Source organism: Novipirellula rosea (assembly GCF_039541335.1).
Lineage (GTDB): Bacteria > Planctomycetota > Planctomycetia > Pirellulales > Pirellulaceae > Novipirellula > Novipirellula rosea.
The window spans coordinates 43,060-64,014 of sequence record NZ_BAABGA010000114.1 but is presented as its reverse complement, the minus strand read 5'-3'; the positions used below and the strand labels follow the sequence as shown (position 1 = coordinate 64,014).

The 20,955-nt window shown below is 53.7% G+C and carries 14 protein-coding genes; 4 read left to right on the top strand and 10 right to left on the bottom strand.

Annotated features, from left to right (window positions below; translation table 11 throughout):
* Window positions 1-38 precede the first annotated feature (38 nt).
* The gene (locus ABD971_RS32220) at window positions 39-368 is read left to right on the top strand and encodes a hypothetical protein (RefSeq protein WP_345327814.1); all 330 of its coding nucleotides are present in this window, start codon (window positions 39-41) and stop codon (window positions 366-368) included.
* A 471-nt stretch (window positions 369-839) separates the two neighbouring features.
* Here ABD971_RS32220 and ABD971_RS32215 read toward each other — a convergent pair whose 3' ends face one another.
* Complete coding sequence (locus ABD971_RS32215; RefSeq protein WP_345327813.1) at window positions 840-2,171, bottom strand: dipeptidase; 1,332 nt, start codon at window positions 2,169-2,171, stop codon at window positions 840-842.
* Between the two features lie 89 nt (window positions 2,172-2,260).
* The gene (locus ABD971_RS32210) at window positions 2,261-3,769 is read right to left on the bottom strand and encodes a sialate O-acetylesterase (protein WP_345327812.1); all 1,509 of its coding nucleotides are present in this window, start codon (window positions 3,767-3,769) and stop codon (window positions 2,261-2,263) included.
* 420 nt (window positions 3,770-4,189) lie between these two features.
* Here ABD971_RS32210 and ABD971_RS32205 point away from each other — a divergent pair, with 420 nt between their 5' ends.
* A complete protein-coding gene (locus tag ABD971_RS32205; protein WP_345327811.1) occupies window positions 4,190-5,536 on the top strand; it encodes an acetylxylan esterase in 1,347 nt (448 codons plus the stop codon).
* A gap of 191 nt (window positions 5,537-5,727) precedes the next feature.
* Here ABD971_RS32205 and ABD971_RS32200 read toward each other — a convergent pair whose 3' ends face one another.
* Together ABD971_RS32200 and ABD971_RS32195 are read right to left on the bottom strand one after the other, a co-directional pair.
* Complete coding sequence (locus ABD971_RS32200) at window positions 5,728-6,768, bottom strand: AI-2E family transporter (RefSeq protein WP_345327810.1); 1,041 nt, start codon at window positions 6,766-6,768, stop codon at window positions 5,728-5,730.
* Between the two features lie 364 nt (window positions 6,769-7,132).
* The gene (locus ABD971_RS32195; protein WP_345327809.1) at window positions 7,133-8,332 is read right to left on the bottom strand and encodes a winged helix-turn-helix domain-containing protein; all 1,200 of its coding nucleotides are present in this window, start codon (window positions 8,330-8,332) and stop codon (window positions 7,133-7,135) included.
* A 266-nt stretch (window positions 8,333-8,598) separates the two neighbouring features.
* On the opposite strand from ABD971_RS32195, the gene ABD971_RS32190 reads away from it, so the two are divergent.
* A complete protein-coding gene (locus ABD971_RS32190; RefSeq protein WP_345327808.1) occupies window positions 8,599-9,243 on the top strand; it encodes a YdeI/OmpD-associated family protein in 645 nt (214 codons plus the stop codon).
* Between the two features lie 437 nt (window positions 9,244-9,680).
* On the opposite strand, the gene ABD971_RS32185 is transcribed toward ABD971_RS32190, so the two are convergent.
* The 3 genes from ABD971_RS32185 to ABD971_RS32175 all read right to left on the bottom strand — a co-directional run bounded on the left by ABD971_RS32185 (window position 9,681) and on the right by ABD971_RS32175 (window position 15,746).
* The gene (locus tag ABD971_RS32185) at window positions 9,681-11,060 is read right to left on the bottom strand and encodes a tetratricopeptide repeat protein (RefSeq protein WP_345327807.1); all 1,380 of its coding nucleotides are present in this window, start codon (window positions 11,058-11,060) and stop codon (window positions 9,681-9,683) included.
* Window positions 11,057-12,589 carry an FG-GAP repeat domain-containing protein gene (locus ABD971_RS32180; RefSeq protein WP_345327806.1) on the bottom strand — a complete coding sequence of 511 codons (1,533 nt, stop codon included), beginning with the start codon at window positions 12,587-12,589 and terminating at the stop codon, window positions 11,057-11,059. The genes ABD971_RS32185 and ABD971_RS32180 overlap by 4 nt, the downstream gene beginning before the upstream one ends.
* A 103-nt stretch (window positions 12,590-12,692) precedes the next feature.
* Window positions 12,693-15,746: a CRTAC1 family protein gene (locus tag ABD971_RS32175; RefSeq protein WP_345327805.1), complete on the bottom strand. Its 3,054-nt coding sequence runs from the start codon at window positions 15,744-15,746 to the stop codon at window positions 12,693-12,695.
* A 216-nt stretch (window positions 15,747-15,962) separates the two neighbouring features.
* Between ABD971_RS32175 and ABD971_RS32170 the strand changes: the two genes are divergently transcribed.
* On the top strand, window positions 15,963-17,186 hold the full coding sequence (locus tag ABD971_RS32170; protein ID WP_345327804.1) for a DUF1559 family PulG-like putative transporter: 1,224 nt from the start codon (window positions 15,963-15,965) through the stop codon (window positions 17,184-17,186).
* Between the two features lie 136 nt (window positions 17,187-17,322).
* On the opposite strand, the gene ABD971_RS32165 is transcribed toward ABD971_RS32170, so the two are convergent.
* From ABD971_RS32165 to ABD971_RS32155, 3 genes are all read right to left on the bottom strand, one after another.
* A complete protein-coding gene (locus ABD971_RS32165; RefSeq protein WP_345327803.1) occupies window positions 17,323-17,511 on the bottom strand; it encodes a hypothetical protein in 189 nt (62 codons plus the stop codon).
* A gap of 443 nt (window positions 17,512-17,954) precedes the next feature.
* Entirely contained in the window at window positions 17,955-19,343 is a 1,389-nt protein-coding gene (locus ABD971_RS32160) for a Gfo/Idh/MocA family oxidoreductase (protein WP_345327802.1), read from the bottom strand.
* Window positions 19,344-19,890: 547 nt separating this feature from the next.
* A complete protein-coding gene (locus ABD971_RS32155; RefSeq protein ID WP_345327801.1) occupies window positions 19,891-20,955 on the bottom strand; it encodes a dihydrodipicolinate synthase family protein in 1,065 nt (354 codons plus the stop codon).

The window sequence follows — 20,955 nt, the reverse complement described above, 5'->3', positions numbered from 1 at the left end:
GTGTCGCCGATGTTCACTTTTCCTTTGGCAATGGATCCATGACAAACAAATCCGATGAGATCGCTGACCGCATTGGCGGAGCGATCAATGAGCTCGACATCGACTTCAGCAACTTCACTTTGTTGGGATGGATGGTCAGTCTGATGTCGCTGGGCATTGGCGGCGGCGCTGCTTACGCCGCTTGCTATCTGATGGTGCAACGCAATGGCTGGGACAAAGCTGCCGGGTTAGTGTTTTGCTTTTCCATGATCGCGGTCACTACCTGTTCATTCCTGATGCTGCGTTGGATGTTACGACACGTAGGAATGTCAATCACGAAACAGGAATTGAGTGAACAGGACGGTATTGACGAACGCGATCTCGGCTAAGCAAACGTTCGGAAATAACTTCGTCAATTCAAATGTTTCCCGAATGACACGAACCCTCCGGTAGCGTTTAGGTCGTTTCGCTTGAGCTTTACTGGAAGTGGCGTAGGTCAACTGCCAGCTTTGGAGGTAGTGGACGAGGCTACGAGTCCCAGCGACTTAGTGGCACGACGGGACTCGTAGCCTCGTCCACTACAGAGAAAACACTTCACCAGCGTGATTTGTAACAAAACTCGATTGACGAAGTTATTTCCGAACAGTTCTTAAAGGCAACGCTGTGAAGCATTTTCCCTTATAAGGTTTGTGCATTTTTAGCGTAGTGGAAGTCGTCAAGACTTTCGATTCACTGCGAGTGGCTCCCCGAAACTCTTGACGAGTTCCGCTACGAAATGCTTCACCGCGTTCGGCCAAGGGACGTCGGATCCTTTGATGTCGTGGTTCATTCCCCGATTCATCGTTCTGATTGCTAAGCGATCAACGACTTTCCATCGATTGTTCGAGCACCCGCATTACGTTTCCGCCAATGACTTTACGAATCACTTCGTCGCTGTGGCCACGCTGGACGAGTCCAACTGTATACAACGGCCAATTCGTCCACGCGACGCTTTCGTTCATGGCTGCCGTGGTTTTGAAATTATCTTTCGGCCACAGCATTCTGAATTCTTCGCGTTGACGTGATCGCTTAGGCACTTTTGCCTGCTCGGCAACCGACGCTTGCGACGTGTAAGAAACATCGGTGCCGATCGCGACCGCGTCTGGACCAAACTTTTTGATCACATAGTCGATGTGATCCAACAGGGCGTTGATGTTCCCATCTCCTCCAAGGTAGCGAGGGATGCAGCACATCCCAATGTAGCCGCCCGAATCCACAATCGCCTTGATCACATTGTCCGGTTTGCTGCGGAAATGTGAATAGAGCGTTTCGCATGTTGAATGGCTTGCCACCACGGGACGCGACGACGACTGCGCCGCTTCGAGACTCGTTTGCCATCCACTATGAGCACAATCGGGAATCACCCCCACGCGATTCATCTCCGCGATCGCACTGTGCCCGAAATCACTCAGCCCCGCGTTACTCTTTTCACCACAACCGTCGCCAATCATGTTACGACGCTGGTAGGTCAAATGCATCATCCGAATCCCCAGCTGGTGGAAGATGCGGACGTAACGCAATTCATCTTCGACCGACAACCACTGCTGTGCCAACGGGACGCCGTTGCCGGTGAAGTAGTAACAATGCCGTCCTTCCTGCTTCGCCGTGGTAACGTCGCTTGGCACCGCCGCCTTGGACACGAAACCTCGCATCAGATCGGTCGCGTAAGTGTGACGCGCCAATCGCTTGATCAACCGTAGCGGATCCTGGCCTTCCTCGCCTGCATTGTTGAACACGCAAGTCACTCCGGATGCTCGCCACGCGTCCCGGAATTCTTGTTGCTCAACCGGATCGGTCACGAACCGCGTCATCGTCATCTCTTCACGCAAATCCTTCAATTCCTCCACTGATGCGCCCGCTTCCGCCTGAGCAGCAAATTCCGCTCCGTCGATCGCTGCACGTGGGCCAAAGCCATACGCATCAAACACGATTGATTCGGCATGCAATTTCAATCCACGCTCCAGCTCGGCCGCCGACGGTTTCAACAGACCGAGTGCCACCTCACGCGACTTGTCGATTTTGGGATTCAATCGCGTGGTCAAGTCGCTTACGGGATCACGCGTTACCGACTCCGCTGCCCCCACCAAACGAGAAGAAACCGTGAGTGCCGCTGTTCCGGCAAGCGAACCAATAAACTGGCGTCGATCAAACATCGCGAATAACCTGCGGCGGGATGGGGAGGGGAAAGTGAGGAGGGTGGAGTGAGGACGGTGGAGAGTGGAGGCACACTGCGGTTGTCGAACTACGGATTCGTTCGGAAGGGAGTTGCGGGCAATCCGGCTCCGTTGAACAAATTCGTTTTAGGGTCGTTGGTCCAGGCGTAGCGAACCGCAGTCGGTTGGTCGACCTTTTTGCTCGAAACGACGACGCTTTCACCATCGATCTCTGCTTCGGCGGGGTGCCAATTTTCGCCGTCGCCGGTGATCTCGAATCCGACCAGCGGTCCGCCGCTCGACTCGAGTCCTTCGGCATGTTTAAAGCGAACGACGATCTTATCACCCTGGACCTCATGACCATTTGGCAGCGGGCCCGAGACGGCCGCTACCTCGGCTTCATAAACCGTACCGAGTGCCCACAGAGCAAGTCGACGCCCGACTTCTTGCTTGTTTTTGGGATGAATGTCTTTCGTGTCACCGATATCGATATTGATTCCCATCCCCGTTTTGGGAACCGACAACGTCTTCAGCATCGCTTCGCGAACAGTCGGCCAATCACGCCCATTGCCGGAGTAATTCGGCAACTGAGCCCAAGCGAACGGAAAATCATAGCCCCAGCGTTTCCGCCAATCTTGAATCAACAAAGGCAATTGATACTGATAATACTTTGCCTTTTCGGGGGTTGAGTTCGCTTCGCCTTGATACCAAATCGCACCACGAATCGCATACGGGATCAACGGAGCAATTTTACCGTTGAACAATCCGCCCACGTTGCCTTTGCGAGATTGTGCCGCAACAGGATCACGAGGCTTTCGGGGAAGCGGCTTTCCTTCGGCCTTTGCCTTTTTCGCTGCGGCTTGATAACGCTCGAGCGCCCGTTCGTAATTCGCTTTTAGAGTCGCCACATCCACTGGTTTTCGTCCTTGCGATGCGGCAATGAACGGTTGCAAATTTTGGTCAGCACGCTGCGCGTCGGCATCGATCCACGCTTCGATCGGTGTGCCGCCGACTGAGGAATTGATCAAACCGACGGGCACGTTCGCTTCGGCGTGAATTTCGCGACCAAAGAAAAACAGCGTTGCAGAGAAACCGCCAACCGTATCCGCCGAACAAACTTGCCATTCCCCGTTGCCTGCTTTTGCCGGCGTGGGCGAGCTGCCTGAGGTTTCTTTGAACATGCGAATGGATGGAAGGTCCGCTTTCTTCTGTTCACCGGCATAGTCATTCGCTCGCTTGACCGTCATTGCCATATTCGACTGGCCCGACCCTAGCCAAACTTCGCCCACCAAGACATCGTTGATCGTGATCTCGTTCTTCCCAGCGACCTTCATCGTGGTGGGTTTGCCCGGCTTCAGCGAATCGAGTTTTAGCGACCAACTTCCGTTTTCACCCGCTTTCGCTGTCTTCGTCTGATCTCCGATCTCAACACGCACTTCCTCACCCGGGTCGGCCCATCCCCAAACAGGAACCTTCGCATCTTGCTGCAAAACCATATGGTCCGAAAAAATTGCTGGCAGCGAGACATCCGCGTAGCCGAGCGAAAGTGGAAGCATCGAAAATGCGAGCACCAGCCCAAGATGTGTTCGTCGAATCATGGCAGTTTTATTCCAATGGGTAAGTAGATCGAGGGGGTCTATAGAATACAGAACGCCGTGGCAACTTTCAGGCGTCGTGCGTCGATCGACCAAACAATTTTGTCGAGCGAAGTTCGATTCCGTATCGCTGCGAGCAGCAGGCCGCAGCGAACTCCACTATACTTTAACGCCATCCCCAATGCCGTGGGGCGATACGCCATGACGACACGCCCTAGGGCACCGAAATCGGCTAGCCTCCCTCCCCCCTCCAACATTGCTATTGCTTTGTCAAAGTTAAATTCCAGGCTAACGGAACTCGTCAGGAGATTCGGATCGTTTGGTAAATACAACGAAAGTCTTGACGACTTCCGCTACAACAACCTCTGATTTCCAGCCCTGGCAAAGCACCTCCTTCGCTTCCTACCACGAAAGAAAATCACGATGCGTCCACTCTCGATCGGCGTCTGCCGCAACCTTTTCCTCCTCGCCTGTGTCCCGCTGTCTTTACTTGGCGGAGTCGCTGCCGCGGCCGACACACTCTCACTCACCGTGGTTACCGACCGCGATGACGCACTCTACGACGTCCGCGACGAGGCCGGCTTCGTTGTCACGCTGGAAAAGGACGGTCAACCAGTCGAACAAGGCTCGGTGAGTTACGTCGTCGATGATTTTCTCAAAAGCGGGAAAGCAGCTGGATTGCCCGAAGGCGAGTTGTCACTCGGCGACTCACCCGTTCGCGTTGTGGTGACGGGCGTGAAGCCTGGATTTCTGCGTTGCACCGTGACTTACAAACCGAACGAAGGAAAATCGATCAAGACGGCTGTGGGAGCAGGATTCTCGGTGCTCGAGATCGAGCCGAGCATGCCGGTGCCGGATGATTTTGACGCTTACTGGGACGAACAGAAGCGGCTGCTTGCTGAGATTCCGGCCGATGCAACCCTAACCGCAATCGAGCACAAAGATGAATCGATTGAGTGCTTTGACGTTCAAGTGCCGTGTCTCGGCGGTGCCCCCGTGTCGGGATACTTTGCCAAACCGAAACAGTCCAAGCCCAAAAGTTTGCCGGCGATTCTGTGGGTACACGGCGCCGGCGTCCGCAGCTCGAGTTTAGGAAACGCGGTCAAGGGCGCGAACGCAGGCATGTTGTCGATGGACATCAACGCGCATGGCATTCCCAACGGAAAGCCCGACGCGTTTTACGCCGAGATGAGTGGCGGGCCGCTGAAGAGCTATCGTTATGACGGACGCGAGGATCGCGACACCAGTTATTTTCGTGGTATGTATTTGCGTCTTGTGCGTGCGATCGATTTCCTAACTTCGCAACCGCAGTGGAATGGTCGCGATGTCGTCGTGATCGGACACAGCCAAGGAGGAGGACAATCGCTTGTCGCCGGCGGTTTGGATCCACGCGTGACGATGATCGCTCCGGGGGTTCCCGCAATTTGCGATCACACCGGCATCGTCGTAGGCCGAGTCAACGGTTGGCCCAAGTTGGTTCCCAACACCGAGGATGGCAAACCCGACGCAAAGGTATTGGAAGCATCGCGGTACGTGGACGCAGTGAACTTTGCATCCCGATGTCGCGCCGCAGCGATCATGAGTGTCGGCTTCATTGACGGGGTATGTCCGCCGTCAAGCTGTTACGCCGCCTACAACGCATTGCAAGGCGAGAAACAAATGATCAATGAACCGCACATGGGGCACGCAGCTCCATCGCATATTCAGAAAGCCTTCTTTGACCAAGTGCTCGCGCATGTCAATCAAACCGTGACGGCATCGGCGCAGTAAATACGGTTTGCATTTATGAGACGCGGCTCAAGTCTGGGCTGCTAAACGTTTGATGTTGACAATTGGATTTAAAGCACCGTTTTTTCTTCCGGCTTCATCCTTCAGTCACCTCTCCCAGCTTCGCCGGGAGAGGTGACTCGCTACAGCTACCGCTGTCGCGGTGAAAGCGGGCATCATGACAGCACCACTGCCTAGTCCGACGTTAACTCACCGGGATTCGGATCGCCTAGGCGATCGCGGATGTACAACATCTGAATCAGCACCATCAGCACGACTACCAGCGGCGCGGCCATCATGATTCCGATCACTCCCACAATGATGCCCATCCATAGCTGTGCGGCAATGGTCAAAATCGGAGGCAGTGTCACCTCGTGTCGCTGGATCATCGGCGTGATCAAATAGCTTTCGATACCTTGCAGAGCGAGATTGAAAACAATCACATAGATTGCGGTCTCAGTTCCCACATTCAAGGCCAATAGGACTTGGGGGACCGCTGCCAACAGCGGTCCGATATTGGGGATAAACGTCAACAGTGCAGCGACAACGCCCAACGTGATCGGCAGCGGAACATTCAAAAACCACAGCCCAATCGCGGTCAGGATACCAACGAGTGTCATGGACATCACGCGGCCGATGATCCAGCGTCCCAGTGCGGAACGCAATTGATCCAAGACATCCGACACACGGCCCCGTCGCTCCTTCGGAAACAGCTTGATCAGTCCATTACAGTAAAGCCGGGGTTCATAAGCGGCATACGCACCTATGAAAAAGATCACGATGGCTCCGGTCATTGCCCAGCCGATTGATCGCAAACCGCCCAGCAAACTCGAAAATGCAGAATCTCCTTGCTGGCTCATCATCGACTGCACTTGTTCGGAATCGGGCAGATACTGCTTCGAAAACTGATACTGCCGCAATCGCTCGGTCGCATCCTGCAGTGAGGTCTGTAATTGACTCCAGAGCTCATCGACGTGCTGAACCATTTGCGCCCCCAAGTAATAGACGCCGCCACCGATCATCAGCAACAGCACCGTCACCACCAACAAAAATGCAGTGCGGTAGGAGAGGGGCGTATGTCGCGTCGCAAAATCGGCCAGCCCATTGATGAAGACACCGAACAACAGTCCTGCGAACACCAGCAGCAGGACACTCAGCGAGGGCACCAATAACCCCGACACTGAAAAGATCAGTGCAGCGATCAGAAGCGGCCAAAGCAGAGATCGAAAATTCATCGAGCTGAAATCCGTAAACCGTGAAATCGCGAAGACATACGACAATGAACACGGTCAATGCAAATAGCGAGCCAAAAAAACGACGCGATTGCCTCGACTACGGTGCCGCGATGAGGGGGGAGACCGCATTCGGCTTCGTACGAAGGAGCACTTGGTCGACTTAAGAACCAGTCGTCGAGCTATCGACGTTGCCCAAGGTTCTTCGCCCATCGGGCAGCATTGCGACGACTTGCTGTCGTTGATAACTGAGCGGACGACACCTTTGGGCTCGAGCTTTACGTGCTTGCAGTTAACTAACGGGCCGACGTAGATTCGTGTTCATTACGTCATTGAGCATCGCGCCGATCACGGCCGAACAGTGGCTCTATCGCGTCAAATCTTTGATCAGTATTTGCAACTCTGGCTTAACGCTTGCTGGAGAGGTTCGGTGCAACTGGAGCTTGTTGCAGCCGTTGAACTGCAGGAATGATTCCAATTCATTTCGCAGCGCAAGGAGCAACGCATCGATTTTCTGGACAATGGGCTCTAGTGCGAGATGATAAATATGCATCCGTGACGCTTTCCTCTCGGTTTTGCAGTCCATTCTCGCGACCAATTTCCCATCCCACAGCACGGGTAGAGAAAAGTAGCCGTATCGGCGTTTGGGCTCAGGAACATAGCACTCAATTAGATAGTCAAATCCGAACAGCGACTTCATGCGATTGCGTTGGATGAGAAGATTGTCAAACGGCGAGAGTATCTTCAGCTTGCTGCGGGCCAACGGTTTGCCTAGCAGCTCCAGCGAGGAGGGTAGCGCATAATAGAGTTTATCTGCCACACGAATCTGTAGTAACTCGCCGCTAAAGACCATGTCCTGCAAGGTCGCGGAAACGAGCCGCTTTGTGCCGCTGAGCAGATACGCTATTTCTGTAGACTGCCCCAACCCATTTGCTCTCAAAAAGCGTGTAATTAGAAACCGGGCATATTCCTGCGGATCAGGAAGCGTGGTGTCGGTGCCTTCCGGCAAAACCCGCTCGGTAAGCTCGTAAACTTTGTGAAAGTTCACACGGTACGGCACCATCAAATCCCCCTGCATAAACAGATACTCCAAGGCGCGTTTGGCGGGCTTGGTTTGCCATTCACCGATCTTCTTACCCGTATACTCAAAATCTTTGGCCATCAATGGGCCTTCGCTGGCAATCCGTTTAAGCACCAATTTCATCAGCCTCTCATCCCGTTTGTACCAATGACTCTGATCCCCCCTTGCGAGTGCATGTTTGCGAGGCAGGCTGAACCGGTAGTCACGAAACGGCAGGTAGGCGGCCGCATGCGACCAGTATTCAAAGACCTGTTTATCGGAAAGCAGCTGATCGAGTTGCGACGCTTTGTAACGAGGATTGCGATTCCACAATGTATGGTGATGGGCGCGCTGAACGACGGAGATGGTGTCAATCTGGATATAGCCCAGGTGTTCAATCGCCGCCAACGTCGCTTCCGTAGCACGACCGGTATGATGCGTCGGTGGAATCCTTTGTGATTGCAACACCAGCTTTCTGGCTTGTTCCGTTGAGAGTGATTCTTTCATAAGAGAGCAGTATCCAGCGGATCGTACCGGCTGATCAGCCTAGTCATGGTTTCGGATTTATCAGGTGCGATGCAAACTGTAACACAACGACCACGTTCACCAAGCAAGCCAAGTCGTCACCCCCACCAGTGCGTCGGCCACCGATCACTCAAAATCGACAGCCTCGAAGAAGTTTTCTACAATCATTGTCACGCATGTCGTCGAACAATTACTCTACCCTCGAAATGAGCGAACGAAATGACTAATCCCGTAAGCGAAAGTTGACTATGAACCGAAGTCAAAATGTTGATGAATACCTACATGAAAACCCAAAGTGGCAAAAAGAACTGCAGGCATTGAGAACAATCGCTCTTGATTGCCAATTGACCGAAGTGATGAAGTGGCGAGTTCCTTGTTATACGTTTCAGGGAAAAAACGTGATACTCATCAGCGGCCTGAAGGAGTATTGTGCGATCAGCTTCATGAAAGGTGCCTTGCTTGAAGATGCCAAAAACATTCTCAGCAAAGCGGGCGAGAACACGCGGGCGGCGCGTTTAATTCGGTTCACCAACGTGAGCGAAATTGTCAGCCTAAAAACTGTCTTGAAATCTTATGTTCACGAAGCGATTGGACTGGAGAAAGCGGGTGCGAAGGTCGATTTGCAAGCGGACCGAGTAATCAATATCCCCGACGAACTGCAGTCAAAGCTTGAAGAAAGCCCTGCCCTTAAATCCGCGTTTGATGCGTTGACGCCGGGACGGCAACGAGGATACATACTGCATTTCTCGAGCGCCAAGCAATCCAAAACTCGGGTGTCGAGAATTGAATCGTGCGTGCAGAAAATTCTCGAAGGAAAGGGAATCAATGATTGCACTTGTGGCTTATCGAAGAAGATGCCTGCTTGCGATGGGTCGCACAAGTCCATTCGCTGAGTAGATAGCGGAGAAAAATAAAGCCGCAAGGCAGTCAGCAGCATTGTATTGAGACGGGGACTTTTTAGCTCAATCAACTCGACGCCTTCTCACATCCAAGTCAAGTCGACACGTAGTGAGTCAGACCGAGCCGTTGTGCGAATCGATTTATCTCACCATCCTCTTCGGGTATCGCTGTGAAGCATTTCGTAGCGAAACTCGTCAAAAGGTTCGGAGGGCATACGTCATGTAACGAAAGTCTCGACGACTTCCGCTACGCTTAATCAGCACAATCTCTTTAAGAAAAAATGCTTCGCAGCGTTGTCCTTCGGGGCTAGCACCATCGCGTTAAACACCTCCCCGTTTCTAGAAACGAGCACACAAGATCGACTACGTGAAAAATCAGCGCCGCCCCTCCATTCTTCAGCATGCCAGAACAGCGATGCGGGGTTTAATTGTCAATCGTTGCGAGCCGCGCGACGGTACTCAGCCTCTCGTTCTTTGTCACCTTTCTTGCGTTGGAACTCCGCCATCAACAAAAACGATTCGGGCGATCCGGATGAACGCTGAATCGCTTTGACAATCCACACTTCGGACTGATCCCACTGATATTTTAAATAGCCTTTGGCGATCTCGATCAACACACGACTGCCAGCCGAATCAATGTCATCTCCCTGAGTTTGCAACGCGAGTTCATCGAGGTGTTTCCGCCCGTCTAGATATCGCTGCATATACTGCTCCGCTCGCTCTCTGTTGCCTTGATCGTCGTAAGCGGTCGCGAGTAAATAGTTGATCGAGGTATCGTTGCTGAACTCATTCACCAATGGCTGCAGCGTCTCAATGACTTCCGCGTATTCGCCTTGTTCGGCAAGTTCCGATGCCAGCGAATGACGGGCGGGAAAATTGAGGTCATCAAGCTTGATGACCTCCCGGAGTCCCTCAATCGCTTCCTGGTTTCGCCGTGCTTGTAACAACGTGTCGCATCGAAGCAAACGCAAACGCACGTCCTGAGGAGTGTGCTGCAATTCAGCATCGAACAATTCGATCGCCTCGTCATACCTGCCCAGGAGTTTCAGAAGGCGGGCCAGAGAGTAGCGAGCCTTCTGCAATGCTGGGTTAAGCCGGATTGCTTGTCGAAAAAACGATTCCGCCTCCGTTGTCTTACCAAGCGTCGCGAGAATCTCTCCTTTAAGCGCTAACGCGCGAGCGTTCCCAGGATCGGCTTCGATCCAATCATTGACATGTTGAAGTGCGCGTTCAGGATCACCTCGGGTGGCAAATCGTGTGACGACGGCTTCGAGTATCTCCGATCCTCGCTCAGGAAATTGCACGAGTAACGAGGGGACTTCGTCGACAATCGATTCGGAATGTCCGCATTGAATTTGCAGGAGCGATCGCTCCAACTTCGACTGAGATTCGCTCACTCCTTGTGCTCGAGCCGTTGCCAACATCGCCAGCGCCCGCGAAGTCTCGCCGGTGAAACGGGCGACTTTGATTCGACCGAGTATCGCAGCGCTGCGTTGCGACGGCCACGACTGAGACAGTTCAAAATAACGCTCGGCGTCATCATAATGCCCCGCCTGCAGCGCATTCTCGCCACGATGCAGCAGATACGTCGGAATGCCCCAATAGGCTCCGATTCCGATCAGAACAACCAAGGATAGAAACATCCCTCTAAATCGCCAGCGGCGTGTGGAGGAATGAGTGTCCGTTGCATTTTCGCTGATCTTGTCAATTCGATTCGAGTCCTCGTTGGCAGCCGACGCCGATTTCCGCTCGCGCGAATGGGACGTCTGCGGCCTGGCCCGCCGTTTTCGTTCGCGTTTTCGTTCGCTCATTTTTCATTCACAAAAAGGAGTAACGAATCTTGCGTTTCGTGTTCTGCAGAACTCGGCGGCACGAGCAGGTCCAAGTCACCGTCAACGTCCCAATCGACCAGTACGCAGGTAGCCGCTTGGCAGACGTTCTTCCGCAGAGAATGCCGCAGAAAAGTTCCGTCTTCGGTCTGCTCGAACCAAGCAACCCCATCAAAAGTATCCTGAGGGAATTTGGCAACCTCGTACTTCGATAAATAGGCCACTGCGGCAATATCGTTATCGCCATCACCATCTAAGTCGCCGCTGACGGCGCGGTAGCAACCAGGCATTGCCGCAACGTCGTGTACCGTGAATGGAAACTCACCTTCGTTTTCGAGCCATTTGATTCCATGATTGGGTTTGGCGAGATTGTCATCGAAGGTGTCACCATTGGTGTAGAGCACATCGATATCGCCGTCCATGTCGAAGTCTACCAGTTCGATGCCGCTGGTTCCGGAGGAAGGGTCATTCGCCTGGAAGATGACATTCGTTTCAAACTCGCCGTTGCCCAGATTTCGCTTCAGTTCAATCGATTCAAATTGCTGAGTCATCACGGCCACAAAATCGGTTCGCCCATCCTGGTCAAAATCAATCGTTGGTAGAAAAATTGCACCAGGGCGAGGATCGATCACTCGCCATTCAAATTTGGGAATGCCACTCGAAGATCCTTGATTCGTTGCCAAGTAGATTGAGCCAACAAAATGCAATCCGAAATCAGCCACGAGCAGATCGAGATCGCCGTCGCTGTCGTAGTCCATCGTTTGCACATCGGCAACGCGTGAAAGGCCAAGCTTCAAGGGATGTCGTCTGGGGACTCCACTAGATTGTCCTTGCATTAACCACACGCTTCCCTGCTTTTCCGACTGGGGGTTCAGCGTCCCTAAGTCCGCAACCAAATAGTCCGCAAACGGATCGTTGTCGAAATCAACGGGTTCGATATGAGCGGGATGGGAAACCTCTCCGAGCGAAGTGATTTGTATTGATCCCTCGGCCGCCTCGCCGAGCGACAGAGCCCCGGTCCACATGTCGGTCAGTAACATGCGCGGCCGTTGCCCATGTTCATTGAGCACGCGGACGCTTGATATCGACGTGGGTTTCACTGCACCCTCCCATGTGATCTCACGCTCGATAAAACGCTCGTCCGCGACGCGACTGGGCATCGGAATGGTAATTTCATCGGGTGCATCGACACGGAAGAATTCAACCGTGGATGCAAGGTCAGGTATCACCAGATCGGTACGTCCCGATTGCCGATAGATCCGAATGCCTTGTTCGACTTCCTCCTGCCAGCGTTCCTTGTCAAAACTTTTCGGGTTGGGGAAAGCATGACAATCCGAGCAGAAAGCGGTAATCGCGTTGGTGCTTGTGGGTGCCGAGGCAGCGAGCGTCTCTTGTTCTTCACGACGACATCCCAATGTCGTCAAAGCAATTCCACCGAACAAAATCAGCAAAGCAATTGCAGTTGCGATCCCAGTACCGTTCGTGCTTCTGAATGATTTAATCACAGCCATGTTTGATCCTAAGGAATGAATGCAGGCGAACAATTCATTCGGCGTCGTTGTGCAGGCGAAATTGGGGCCAGACGAAATCGGGGGCAGGCGAAATCGGGAGCAATCACCGTTTATGATCCAATGGAAACGCTTCCTCATCCTCGATCAATAACCATTCTCGATCAACCGCCAACGAGGACCACACCTGTATTTTGCCACTTGGCCATCGTACCTCCGCACGAACATCGGCATGATCGTCGCCAAGTCCGAATCGAACGCATCGTTCGTTGCTGCACAGATAACCATCGCCGCTGGTCAAAAATGCGGTCTCTTGAGCTTTCCCATTCTGCGTTTTTATTTTAATGACGCTTCCGACCGCCGCTCGGCTATCCTGTTTCGCAACCAAGCGAAAGCAAACGTAGGCGTGCTTCGATTCGGTACGATTGACCAACAACGCGGTGGGTTCAGATTGGTGAGTCACCAAGACATCCGTCTTGCCGTCGCGGTTCGCATCGATTGTCCACAAGGCACGTCCAATGTGCGGCGACTGGAAATATTCACACTCGATCGACTCCCGCACCGAATGAAATCGCCCGCTGGAATCCTGGGAGAACAACTCGATCGGTTGAGCGTAACGCGACGCAGGCACAACAGCCTGGTAATCATCGACGTGCCCGTTGGTCACAATCAATTCACGGCTACCATCGTTGCCAAAGTCGATCGCTTGAGTGCCGAAACCTACCAATGGCATCGTCGGCGTGGCCAGCTGCATGATCGACGTCTGGTCACGCCAACCAATGGCGTCTTGCGAGAGTGAAAGAAGGTTGTATTCGTGCTCATAATTACTGACGTAGAAGTCTGCGATCTGGTCATCATTAAAGTCGGCAACCGCGATGCCCATCGAACCTTGAGATCGGGATTGCCCGTCCGCCGCGACGCCGCGAATCGATCCCGACTCATTGAACTGAAACGATTCTCCCTTGGTCGTGGCACTCCAGTAGTGATTGGTCGTCATGTCGTTGGCAATCAAGACGTCGATTCCCTGGACGTTGTCAAAGCTGCCAGCAACCACCCCGAGACCGCGACCGAGAATCGCCGGTTTGGCATTCCATGACTCGCTCGCGTCAATGAACCGCCCCTCGGGTGTTCCCGCATAAAAATGATCAGGTTCGCTCGGAAATTGGTTTGGGGAACAGGAGCGGATAAAGTCGGTATTGGCGACGCGGCAGTGCAATGTTGCTGGCTCTAACCCAGCACAGTAATTAGCGATCACAATGTCGCACAGCCCATCCGCATTGATGTCGGCAATCGCGCTGCTCGTCGACCAGACAGCATCGTCAGGCAGCAGTCGCTCGGAATGATCGTTGAAGGTGCCGTCCCCGTTGTTAATCCAGATCCGATTGCGACCGTAGTTCAATACCAACAGATCGTCAAAACCATCTTCGTTCACATCCCCCACACAAACACCAGTTCCAAAGCCACGATCGATCAAGCCACCGCTGCGTGAGACATCATGGAAAAATCCGTCACGATTGCGAAACATTGCACCTGCAGCGGAGTCCTCTTGCTTCGGCGTCCCACCGGCGTTGGCTAAGTACACGTCCGGCCATCCGTCGAGATCGTAATCGATTGTACCGCCACCACACCCGAGCATCTGCGAATTCAGTACCCCCGGCTCACTCAAGTCATCTGCGGCGCGTCCGAAGAACGATAAACCTCGCTGATCGGCTTCATTTGCGAATTGCAACCGCATGCCAGTCGTCTCAGTTCCGCCACCAAGTGAAGCCGTCTCTGCTGACTCGATCGAGGTCCGACGACCGCCAAGTTTCGCGAGCGCGTCGCCAGCACTGATCGCTGGCAACCAATCCCAAGTCACGTTTTCGATTTCGGTGTCCCAAGGCGACTGGTTCCGCAGTTGAGCGATGATGGAACCTCGCCGTTGTTCCAATTTTGCTTTTTGCTCACCGGTCACAGCGTTCATCGTCAACCCGACCGCCGTCCACGCCTCGGCTTCCCACAACCATCCCAAATCCTGAGTCGTCTTTGCGATCGCAAGTGCAGTCTCGGGCGAGTCGATTCCTCGTGTGTTGCCTTCGGCATAATCCTGCCGCAATTGCATTAGTAAATCCGCTCGATTTTTAATCAAGGAGACATCTCTGCTGAGCCCCGATTCGCCTGCGACCAGGGATGCGAGTTTTTGCCAGGGGCCCACGCGATCACCGCCGATCTTCGCGGCCTGACCATACGCTGCGAGTGCCGTTCTCGTGTCGCCTTCTTGACTTGCCCAATCGCCCATCGTCAACCAAAAGTCAGAATCGGCATGTGCCGCATCCGGGATCGACTCTGACCAAGTGATTAGATCGTCGTAACGCCCCACCCGCACGAGCGCCCTCCCTAGCAAAACGTGAGCGGCAACGAAGTCGGCGTGCTTCTGTGTAATCGAGCGAAGCAAAGCGATGGCCTGATCGTTCCGTCCCTGGTCAAGATGCTGTTTCGCGGCTCCTATTTTCGGACGCAAGTCCCCTGGATTTCGCAACACCATTTGATCGAGCGAGGCGATCTCTTCGGTCCGCCGCTCGTAAGAAGAGGCGGCGAGCAAGAGATCCAAATCAAAGTCCCGTGAACGGATCAAATGGCGGCGATGCACCGCCGCTTCGCTATGCTGTTCGGTGGCGATCAGAAGATCAAATAACGTTCGCCTGAGCACGTTTTTCTCGGGTGACTGCTTGACCGCAGTCCGCAACAGATCAACCCCCTCAAACAACCGTCCAACACTAAGCAGTGCCGTCAACGCGTGCTGAGTCCGTCCATCGGACGCCCAACGATCCACCCTTGCGGCCTCGACGAGCAAGTCCGCCGCCTCGGAGTGCCGTCCTGAATTGAACGCCACCTGGGCAACGAACTCGATCTTTTCGGGATCGTTCCGATGGGCGATCAAAACCTCATCTGCATGCTTCCAGGCATCGTTCCAGCGTTGTTGCTGCGAGGCAACCTGCATCTGAGCTAACGACGCCTCCCCCCCAGAGACAGTCTCTTGCGGTTCTTGCGAAGGGACGGCACTCGGGTCTGCACACCCTACAGTGAGTGTGACAACACCACCAAGCAGAAAGGCGAGTCGAAGAAACCATCCATGTGAAACCTTGACGTACCGAAACTTACCAGCAACAGAGGTGTTCACACACAACCGATCGTCGACTCGAGTAAAGGGAAAAAACTTCCCACAAGAAACTAGGTATTGTGGGATACGTCTGTATAGAAGATAATTTAGGCAGACATACAATCGCACAAATAGCAAATTGTATTGCCGATTTGAGCACGGATTGTTCTTGCGGTTTACGCATTCCAACTTCGGTTTTGTATTTTTTAATTGTCCCATACGTGAAAAGGTAGGTAGATGGTTCAGCGAATTTCTCGGCGAGCGGCATTCACGCTCGTCGAACTCCTTGTTGTTATCGCTATTATTGGAGTCCTGGTTGGACTCTTGTTGCCAGCCGTTCAGGCGGCACGTGAAGCAGCGCGCCGAATGAGCTGCAGTAATAACTTTAAGCAGTTGGGGTTGGCAATGCACAACTACCACGCTGCTTATAACAAATTGCCCATGCACGGTACGGGAACTCACCCCCCGACCCCGCAAAACGCATGGATCAACATGGATAATGCGACCAACATGCGGTTAAGTGCACTCGTGGGCCTGACTCCTTTCATGGAGCAACAAGCCTTGTGGGAGCAGATCAGCAATCCAATGTTGGGGCGTACCGATGGTTCCACGACGACCAACCCTGGGGGCACGATTCCTTGGCCGGCCATGGGTCCGACACCGGGGCAAATTCAGTATATCCCTTGGGTGACCGAAATCGCAGGATTGCGTTGCCCGAGCGATCCCGGAACCGGTTTGCCGGCCTTGGGGCGTACGAATTATGTTGTTTGCACGGGGGATTCTGCGCAAAACAACCGTGACGGATATTTGAACAAGCCGGGCAGTGTTTTGCCTTACCAGCCCTCTAGCGGTACTGCACAGCGGAGCCGAGCGAGCGGTCGTGGGGTTTTCCACCTCGGTTTGCAACTGGGATTCCGTGACATTCTCGATGGCACGGCGAACACCATTGCGATGGGCGAAATCGCCACCGACTTAGGCGACAAGGACGTTCGTACCATCGGTGGACGTCTTGCGGGCAACAGCAACGCATCGCCTTTCATCGCCGACCCATTGTATTGCCGCAACACCCAACCGGGTATTGATCCAAACCGCCCACAGTTCTGGGCAGTGGGCACCGATGGCTCGGGAGATGGTCGTGGATTTCATTGGGCAGACGCGTTCCCTGTCTTTGGGCAATTCACAACGATTCGTCCACCCAACTCCGAAATCTGTGGGATGAGTTCATGGGATCGAAACATGTCGGCATCGACATCGAGCCGTCACCAAGGTGGTACTCACGTGCTAATGGGCGATGGCGCTGTGAAGTTCATCACCGATTCGATCGAATCAGGCGATCAAACAATCGGAAATGTTGTTGACGGCGGAACTGGCGCGCGGGCACCAGGCTCGAAGAGTCCTTATGGATTGTGGGGCGCACTCGGCACGCGAGCTTCCAAAGAAGTCATCAGCAGCGAGTTTTAGCTGAACAGGAGTCAACACGAAGTCGCGTGTGACTCGCTGCCCAGCTAAAGAAGAACAAATTAAAAAACCTCAGTCCCCTTTATGGGAGCTGAGGTTTTTTGTTGCTGCAAGAATACGATGAAACGTGCTGGCTTAATTAATTAGCAGGTTTCTTTGCGGCTTTTTCGGCCTCTTCGATTTCTTTCTGCGACTGTGCTTGTGCCGCCTCATAGTCAGCGATCGCTTGGGCATCCTTATCTACAACCACACTGCTCGACGAACCGCTATCGCAACCAACGACCGCAAACACGGAAGACAATAACAAAGTGCTAAGCAAAAACTTCATTTAAATTGACCTATCAAAATTGGGGGCGTCTGGCCTTGACCACCTCAAAGTGATGAATATCGAGCCAAACGCTTTGATTAGGATACGAACCAACACATCGTTACGCAACCATTTGACGCGAACGCAATCTAATTCGACTCTGGCAAATTTTTTGTGATGCGATTGGCACTACAGAAAGGAGACCAGTAACGTTGTTTCACGAAGAAGACTTACTTTCAGTCCTCCAAATGGACGCCTTCTCACATTCAAGTCAAGTCAACACGTAGTGAGTCAGACGGAGCCGTTGTGCGAATCGATTTATCGCACCCTGCCTTCACCGGATCCGTGTCATCTGCTGGACAACGCCTTGTTTCTAGAAACACTCCGTTTCTAGAAGGACTGCGAACGACAGTCCTTGTCAAAAACAATCGCACCTGCAATCTCTTGCTTCGCCGCCCGGCGGGTTAGCCGAGACCTGGGATGCTCCATCCATCTCGATAGGCTCGCGAGACGAGTGAAGTGGCTTCCGGGCTATTGGTGAACGTTTGGCTGTCGCGGTCCCAGTGAAGCCAATCCGTGCTGACTCGATCGGCCATCGCGCCGACCAAGACGGCCTCCGTCAGCGGGCCTCCATGGCTAAAGTCGCCACACGCCTTGCGGCCTTCGATGACGGCATCGACCCAATCATGGTAGTGATCTTGCTTGGTCAAATGAGTCGGATTCTTGTCGGCGGCAAACTTCGCTTCGGGCAAGACAACCGGCATTCCTCGGCGATAGTTCTTAAATATCGTGCCTGTTTCGCCAATCCAGCATGCGCCCGATTCCGGCAACGTGTCGATTCCCGATGGCAATGGAATCCGGCTCGCATCAGGTCGTTTTTCGCCGTCATGCCACGTCACCTTGACGGTGTCGCTGGCGGTGATATCGCTGCCCGGAAAGACGAGTTCCACCTGCCGCTGCTTTCCCCAAAGAGGTCCGGTCGTAATCGGAGTCAACTGACGCACGCGAAGTGGTGCAGTCAACTTCAACGCATCAAAACTGATGTCGAAATGGTGGCAGCCCATGTCGCCCATTTCGCCGACACCAAACCCATACCAAGCACGCCACGTTTGCGGATGGTAGGTGTTCGCGAAGTAAGGTCGAGGCGTTTGCACGCCTAACCAAAGATCCCAATTCAAGCTGGCGGGGACCGCGTCAGCACGGCCGCTGATGTCGGTATTCTTGGGCCACCAGCTAAGTTTCTTGTTCTCCCACAAGATCACCTCCTTGATCTTGCCGACGACGCCACTGCGAATCAGTTCGACCGTGTGCCGACTCTCGATACTCGAGCGACCTTGATTTCCCAACTGCGTGACAACGCCAGCCGCAGCCGCCTCTGTCGTGATCACGCGGCATTCATGCAGTGTACTCGCCATCGGTTTTTGCAAGTACATATGCTTTTTTGCACGGATGGCGGTAACGGCGGGCGCGGCATGCATGTGGTCGGGTGTGCCAATCGTAACGGCATCAAATTTGTCAGCATGGTCAGCCAACAATTCTCGCCAATCTTGATGTCGAGAGGCATCGGGGTGTTTGCGTGAGGCCGCATCCAGGTAATTCGAGTCGACATCACACAGTGCTGTAATCTGAACCTTGGGATGGGACGCGACACTCTCCATCGTCCGCGCGCCCATGCCACCAACGCCGATGCATGCCACTTGCAACTTCGAATTGAGGGACGCGCTGCGAACGATTGCGGGACAACCGATGACTCCCACCGTCGCTGCGGTGCCGCATTTTAGAAGCTGTCGCCGGGTGAGCGCCGGACGGTGGATGCTGGAGGCGTTTGACTTCGATTTTGTAAGATTCTTCATGTTGCATTCCGAGAAAACGATACTGCGTGATAATTTTGATCGCCAAATTATACCCCAACCACGCGACCGCTGAGTGTTTGTGCCCATTACAAATGGGCAATTCATGCAAGTGAATCAATTATCAAACCGCTTTCATTGCTATAGCCGTTTCCAAGGTTGTTAAATGGATCGCGGCGCGTCAAAGAATTACTCGGTGTCCATCTGCGGTTTCGTCTTTAAGTAAGAACTGGGAATCGGAGCCTTGCACACCTCATTTTTTTGAACCACAGATGAACGCTGATGAACACAGATTGTTGCAGTCACATCCATGCCGCCGTTATCGGTCTTGATCCGTGTCGATGGTAGAGAAGAATGGGAACCAGGAAAGCTGTTTTACGATGAGTAAAGGCAGCAGAGAAAGCCTGCGAAGGGGACGTGGAAGCAATATTTTGGCGGCCCAGATTGAACCGTCAACCGTCATCAAAGACTGACTTTGGAGACGACTTCGGAAGCCCACGATCGAAGGATTTTTAGCAAAATCCACTACGGGGGATCCGGTTGGCCAGGGCTAGCTGAGCCACACATCGAGATGCTCGGCGACGAACGCGTCGTCATTCATGTGGGGATACGCTTGATAGACTCGGTCTATCTGGTCGGCTTGTCCAGGACTTAAGGTTTCGTTGGGATTCAAACACCACGTTCCTTCGAGCAATCCCTGTCGCCGCAACACCTCGTGAATCCCCGCGATGCAGCCTCGGAATCCGTTGGCGGCATCAAATAATGCTGCATTGCAATCCGTGATTTGAGCCGCCTCGGTCATCATTTCTGCGGGAATGGCCCCCGACCTGCGGATCTGCTTGCAACGCTCCAACAGCATAACCGCTTGCTGGGTCCCGCACGCCCAGTGACCAAGCAACCCGCCGGAGAATGCGATCCGCTTCTCTCCCTGCGCCGTCGGCAATACAAACTCGGTCAACAAATCGCACACAATGTTGTCATCGTTTCCGGTGTACAACGCGATATCCTCGCGTCCGGAATCGATCACCGCGCTGACCACGTCAAGCGTCTGGTAACGGCTGAAAGGAGCGATTTTGATTGCGACCACGTTTTCGATTTCAGCGAAGCGTCGCCAGAACGCGTACGGCAACTCCACACCGCCCACGGCAGGCTGCAAATAGAACCCCATCAACGGAATGACTTCGGCAACACGCTGGCAGTGCGAAATCAGTTCGTCGAGATTGCGACCGGCATGCCCCGCCAAACTGAGTAGCCCCACGTGGTACTGCAAATCATGCAGCCACTGAGCCTCCTCGATCGCTTGCTCGGTTTGCCCGACGATGCCCCCGATCCGCACGATGGGTCGGCCATGAAGTTGCTGCGTGTTTTGCAATTCTTCGGCGGTCAATTCGAGTACCGGCCGCAGCAATCCGTGTTGCGGATCGCGGATTTCAAACTGAGTCGTATGGACTGCGACGGCAACGCCGCCGGCCCCCGCGCTGGCGTAATAGCGAAGCAGGGCTCGTTGACGACGCGGATCGAAACGCCGATCCGACGTCAACGCCAGCGGGCAGGCTGGAATCGCGATTCCATCGAGAAGCAATTGGCGGATCGCAGGTGCCAGTGTTTGAGCCAT